The organism is Nocardioides sp., assembly GCF_964229035.1.
In the GTDB taxonomy this organism is placed as follows: Bacteria; Actinomycetota; Actinomycetes; order Propionibacteriales; family Nocardioidaceae; genus Nocardioides.
The window spans coordinates 1-5,495 of record NZ_CAXRAZ010000005.1 but is presented as its reverse complement, the minus strand read 5'-3'; the positions used below and the strand labels follow the sequence as shown (position 1 = coordinate 5,495).

The 5,495-nt window shown below is 71.6% G+C and carries 5 protein-coding genes and 1 pseudogene; 4 read left to right on the top strand and 2 right to left on the bottom strand.

The features are described from left to right. Positions 1-191 (top strand): annotated as a pseudogene (locus ACERUN_RS02375) (hypothetical protein); the annotation flags it as partial. On the opposite strand, the gene ACERUN_RS02370 reads toward ACERUN_RS02375, so the two are convergent. Both ACERUN_RS02370 and ACERUN_RS02365 read right to left on the bottom strand, forming a co-directional pair. Then, complete coding sequence (locus tag ACERUN_RS02370; protein WP_370288054.1) at positions 164-796, bottom strand: hypothetical protein; 633 nt, start codon at positions 794-796, stop codon at positions 164-166. The pseudogene ACERUN_RS02375 and the gene ACERUN_RS02370 overlap by 28 nt on opposite strands. A gap of 57 nt (positions 797-853) precedes the next feature. After that, complete coding sequence (locus tag ACERUN_RS02365) at positions 854-1,726, bottom strand: RecB family exonuclease (protein ID WP_370288053.1); 873 nt, start codon at positions 1,724-1,726, stop codon at positions 854-856. Between the two features lie 55 nt (positions 1,727-1,781). On the opposite strand from ACERUN_RS02365, the gene ACERUN_RS02360 reads away from it, so the two are divergent. The 3 genes from ACERUN_RS02360 to arc all read left to right on the top strand — a co-directional run. Further along, entirely contained in the window at positions 1,782-2,933 is a 1,152-nt protein-coding gene (locus ACERUN_RS02360; protein WP_370288052.1) for a M50 family metallopeptidase, read from the top strand. A 9-nt stretch (positions 2,934-2,942) separates the two neighbouring features. Continuing rightward, positions 2,943-3,884, top strand: a complete 942-nt coding sequence (locus tag ACERUN_RS02355) for a tRNA (adenine-N1)-methyltransferase (RefSeq protein WP_370288051.1) — start codon at positions 2,943-2,945, stop codon at positions 3,882-3,884. A 151-nt stretch (positions 3,885-4,035) separates the two neighbouring features. Further along, on the top strand, positions 4,036-5,495 hold a 1,460-nt coding region (gene arc / locus ACERUN_RS02350; RefSeq protein WP_370288055.1), incomplete at its 3' end, for a proteasome ATPase.

Here is a 5,495-nt window from a genome sequence, read left to right as displayed (position 1 = left end):
GCTATTTCGATTGTGACGAGATCATCGACGCGACCGGCTATTTCGTCGCTCCGACCTTCATCGATGTGCATCTCCATATCGAATACACCAAGCTCGTTCCGGGCGAACTGGCCCGGCTGTCGGTGGGGCGCGGCGCTGCGTCGTCCTCGGGGAGCGGGGCGGCTCAGGAGGTGGGGAGCTCCACGGTGTAGATCTTCTCGGGGATCGGGTCGCCGCCGCCGATCACGCTGGCCGCCTGGCGCTTGTAGCGGAAGGTGTAGGAGTCCTGGCGGTTGTTGACCTGGAAGACGATCCACCCCTTCGACTCCTTGCCGGAGTCGGCCTCGACGAAGGGCGTGTAGCCGGCGGCCTTGACGTCGGCGTCGATCACGGTCGTGGGGCTGCCGACCACGTTGCCGGAGGCGTCGAGCAGCGCGAACGGTCCGCGGAAGCCACCGGTGTACTTCGTGCCGGCCTTGGCGTCGATCTCGACCAGCACCCACTCACCGCCGCCCTCGGCGATGGTGGTGTTCGAGGTGGCGGGGAAGTCGCGGACGAGCGCGGTGATCTTCGCGCTGTCGCCCAGGACGTCGTCGGTGAAGCCGCCGTTCACCGCGATCTTGGTCGGCCCGGCAGGCGCGCTGCTCGTTGATACGTCGGTGGAGGGCATCGTGTCGTCCGTGGAGGCCGAGGAGGCGGCCGACGAGGGCGTCGACTCGGTGGCCGCCTCCCCGTCGGAGTCGGAGCCTCCGCAGGCCGACAGGGTGAGCGCCGCGACGGCGGCGAGAGCGGCAAGGGGTGTACGGCTGGAGCGCATGAGCAGACCTCGGGGGTACAGGTGCGGGACCCGTACCCGCACGGAGAGCCCACCGTTTCAGATCGAGGCGCCCTCGGCCACATGGGGTCCACTTCCCGGCCGCGGGAGGGGCGGGGGAGTGCCGCCCCAGGCCGGGCACAGCGCCCGGTGGGCGCACCAGTCGCAGCCACGGCCCCGCCGCGGCTCGAAGACCCCGGCCTCGGTGGCCTCGCGGATCGCCGACCACACCGCCTGGACCTTGCGCTCGGCCGCGAGCAGCTCCTGCTCCTCCGGTGCGTAGCGCAGGACCTCGCTGTTGCCGAGGTACACCAGCTGCAGCAGCGCCGGCACCACGCCGTGGGTGCGCCACAGCACGTAGGCGTAGAACTTCAGCTGGAACAGCGCGGTGGCCTCGTAGGCCTCGCTCGGCGAGCGGGAGGTCTTGTAGTCGACCACGCGCAGGGCGCCGTCGGGAGCGCGGTCGACCCGGTCGACCACACCGCGCATCAGCAGCCCGGAATCGGTGAGGGTCTCGACGTACAGCTCGCGCTCGGCAGGCTCGAGGCGCCGGGGATCCTCCAGGACGAAGTAGCGGGCGAGGACCTCGCGGCACGAGGCCCACCACTCGTCGTCGTGCACCTCGGCCAGCGCGGGCTCGGCCGCGACCAGCTCGACCCAGGCCGGCTCGAGCAGGGCGTCGGCACGCTCGGGGGTGCGCTCACCGGCCGGCAGGTCGAAGAGCAGCTCGAGGACCCGGTGCACCAGCGTGCCGCGAGCCGCCGCGGGCGAGGCCGGCTCCGGCAGCCGATCGATCGAGCGCAGGCGGTAGAGCAGCGGACAGGTGAGGAAATCGCCGACCCGCGACGGCGAGAGGGCCGCGCGCACGCGTTCGCCGTCGACCCGTGTGCCGCGCCGCTCGCTGGGGTCTCGGGGGACGACGGCCTGGCTCACGCAGTGGAGGCTAGTCGCGACCGCCGACACATCCGATGCCCCGTAGGCTCATTGCATGTCGAGCTCCACGCCCACCCCGGCATCCCAGCGGCCTCCGCGGCCGCCGGCGCCCCGAGGGATGCTGCGCATCGGCAGCATCGCGGGCAGCGACGTGCTCGTGTCGTCGTCCTGGTTCGTGGTGGCGGCGCTGATCGCCTTCATCATGGCGCCGCGCGTCGAGCAGGTGGAGCCCGGACTCGGCGCTGCGAAGTATCTCGTCGGCTTCCTCTTCGCCGTCGCGCTCTACCTCGCGATCCTGCTGCACGAGGGATCGCACGCCGTCGTGGCCCGATCCTTCGGGTTCCGGGTCCGCTCGATCACCCTGCACTTCCTCGGCGGCGCCACCAGCATCGAGGGCGACGCGCGTCGTCCGCGGCAGGAGTTCTGGATCGCCGTCGTCGGGCCGCTGACCTCGCTGGCCGTGGGCGTGGCCGCACTCGCCGTGTGGTTCCTGCTGCCCGACGGCCTTCTGCGCCTGGTGGTCGAGGGTCTCGCCGGCGCCAACCTCATCATCGGCGTGCTCAACCTCGTCCCGGGCCTGCCCCTCGACGGCGGTCGCGTCCTCAAGTCGGCGGTGTGGGCGCTCACCGGGCGCATGCACACCGGCACGATCGTGGCCGCCTGGGGCGGGCGGATCACCGCGGGCGCCGTCCTCGCGGTGGCGTTGCTGGCGGCCACCCGCGGCGACGCCGTGGACGCCGTGGTGCTGGCGCTCGTGGCGGCCTTCCTCTGGGCGGGTGCCAACCACGCCCTCACGACCGCTCGGGTCGTGCGCACGCTCGGCGAGGTCGATGTGCGTCGCCTGGCGCGACCGGTCCTCGGCGTCCCCGAGGACACCCCGCTCGCCGAGGCGCTGCGCCGCGCGGGGGAGTACGGCGTCCACCACGTGGTGACCCTGCGCTCCGACGGCCGCCCGACGGGTGTCGTCGACGGCCGCGCCGCGAACGCGGTGCCCGAGGAGCGGCGCCCCTGGATGGCCACCTCGCAGGTCGCCCGCGCCCTCACGCCGGGGCTCTGCCTGCCGATCACCATCTCCGGTCCCGATCTCGTCGACGCGCTGCGAGCCACTCCCGCCAGCGAGTACGTCCTGCTCACCCCGGAGGGGGCCGTGCACGGCGTGCTGGCCAGCGACGACCTCGCCGCCGTGCTGCGCTCGGGCGCCCGGTAGATTGCGCCGGTGACCGAAGCGACCCCCGACGTCCCCCAGGAGGCCTGGTCCGGCGTGCACCGCGGACCCCTGCGAGCCGGGGAGTGGGTGCGGTTGGTCGACGGCAAAGGCCGCAAGCACAACTTCCCGCTCGAGCCGGGCAAGCGCTTCTTCTCCAACAAGGGCCACCTCGAGCACGACGAGATGATCGGCCGCGAGGAGGGCTTCACCGTCACGTCGTCGGCCGGCGGCGAGTACCTCGTCTTCCGCCCCCTCCTCAGCGAGTTCGTCGTGTCGATGCCACGCGGTGCCGCGGTCGTCTACCCGAAGGACTCCGCGCAGATCATCGCGATGGCCGACATCTTCCCCGGGGCGCACGTGGTCGAGGCCGGCGTCGGTTCCGGCGCGCTGACCTGCTCGCTGCTGCGAGCGGTCGGACCCTACGGCCGCGTGTCGTCCTTCGAGCGCCGCGAGGAGTTCGCGGACGTCGCCCGCCGCAACGTGCACCAGTTCTTCGATGGCCCCCACCCCGCCTGGAACCTGACCCTCGGCGACCTCGCCGAGGAGCTGCCCGCCACCGGCGAGCGGTGCGACCGCATCATCCTCGACATGCTGGCCCCGTGGGACTGCCTGGACGCCGCCGCCGACGCGCTGCTGCCCGGCGGCATCGTGTGCGCCTACGTCGCGACGACCACCCAGCTGTCGAAGTTCGTCGAGGCGGTCCGGGTGCACGGCGGCTTCACCGAGCCCGCGCCCTGGGAGTCGCTGGTCCGCGACTGGCACGTGGAGGGGCTCGCGGTGCGGCCCGGCCACAAGATGATCGGTCACACCGCGTTCCTGGTCACCGCGCGGCGCATGGCTCCGGGGCAGCGCGCCCCGCTGAAGAAGCGTCGTCCGGCCCCCGGGGCCTACGGTCCCGACTACGCGGGCCCCCGCCCCCCGGGCGTCCCGGAGACGCCTGCCGAGGACTGACCCCTCCACCACCGCCTCCTCGGACGACGCCGGGACGCCGTCCCTGAGGTGGCGCACGGCTGCAACCGAAACGTTGCACGGGCCCGGCTCCGAAGCCTGCCCCCGTGACCCCTGCCCGAGTAGGGTCGGGCCCAGGAGGTGTGCGATGAGCATGGGAGACAGCACGGGCGGCACGAGCCGCGAGGAGCTGCAGGACCAGGTGCGCTACCTGGAGGGAGAGGTCGCCGATCTTCGGCGCCGCCTGATCGAGCGCCCCGGGGCGGCACCGGGTTCGCTGGAGGTGCGTCTCGCCGACGCCCAGCGGTCGCTGGCGGCCGTCACCGCGCAGAACGACCGGCTCGCCAGCACGCTGCGCGAGGCCCGCGACCAGATCCTCAAGCTCAAGGAGGAGGTCGACCGGCTGGCGCAGCCGCCCGCCGGGTTCGGCACCTTCCTCGCCCGCAACGACGACGACACGGTGGACGTCTTCACCGGCGGTCGCAAATTGCGGGTCACCGTCAGCCCGGCGGTCGAGCTGGACGAGTTGCGCAAGGGCCAGGAGGTCATGCTCAACGAGGCCCTCAACGTCGTCGCCGCGATGGAGTTCGAGACCGTGGGCGAGGTCGTCTCCCTCAAGGAGGTGCTGGCCGACGGCGAGCGCGCGCTCGTGATCGCCAACGCCGACGAGGAGCGCATCGTCCGCCTGGCCGAGCCCCTGCGCGACCAGCCGCTGCGCGCCGGCGACTCGCTGCTCATCGACTCCCGCAGCGGCTACGTCTACGAGCGGGTGCCGAAGTCCGAGGTCGAGGAGCTCGTCCTCGAGGAGGTCCCCGACATCTCCTACGAGTCGATCGGCGGCCTCGGCGACCAGATCGAGCTGATCCAGGACGCCGTCGAGCTGCCGTACCTCTATCCCGAGCTGTTCGAGGAGCACGAGCTGAAGCCGCCCAAGGGCATCCTGCTCTACGGCCCTCCTGGCTGCGGCAAGACGCTCATCGCCAAGGCGGTGGCGAACTCGCTGGCCAAGAAGGTCGCGGCGAAGACCGGCGCCGAGGGAAAGTCCTACTTCCTCAACATCAAGGGCCCCGAGTTGCTCAACAAGTACGTCGGCGAGACCGAGCGGCACATCCGCCTCGTCTTCCAGCGTGCGCGCGAGAAGGCCAGCCAGGGCACGCCCGTCATCGTGTTCTTCGACGAGATGGACTCGCTGTTCCGCACCCGCGGCTCCGGTGTCTCCTCCGACGTCGAGAACACCATCGTGCCGCAGCTGCTCAGCGAGATCGACGGTGTCGAGACCCTCGAGAACGTGCTGGTCATCGGCGCCTCGAACCGCGAGGACATGATCGACCCCGCGATCCTGCGCCCGGGCCGCCTCGACGTGAAGATCAAGATCGAGCGCCCGGACGCCGAGTCGGCGCGCGACATCTTCAGCAAGTACCTCACCACCACGCTGCCGCTGCACGCCGAGGACGTCGCCGAGTTCGGCGGCGACCGCGGTGCCGCCGTCGCCGGGATGATCCGGGCCACGGTCGAGCGGATGTACAGCGAGACCGAGGAGAACCGCTTCCTCGAGGTCACCTACGCCAACGGCGACAAGGAGGTCCTGTACTTCAAGGACTTCAACTCCGGCGC

What these genes read in the sequence shown, in the direction of transcription:
- ACERUN_RS02370 (WP_370288054.1), bottom strand. Translation starts at nt 796, where the DNA reads ATGCGCTCCAGCCGTACACCCCTTGCCGCTCTCGCCGCCGTCGCGGCG.
- ACERUN_RS02360 (WP_370288052.1), top strand. Translation starts at nt 1,782, where the DNA reads ATGTCGAGCTCCACGCCCACCCCGGCATCCCAGCGGCCTCCGCGGCCG.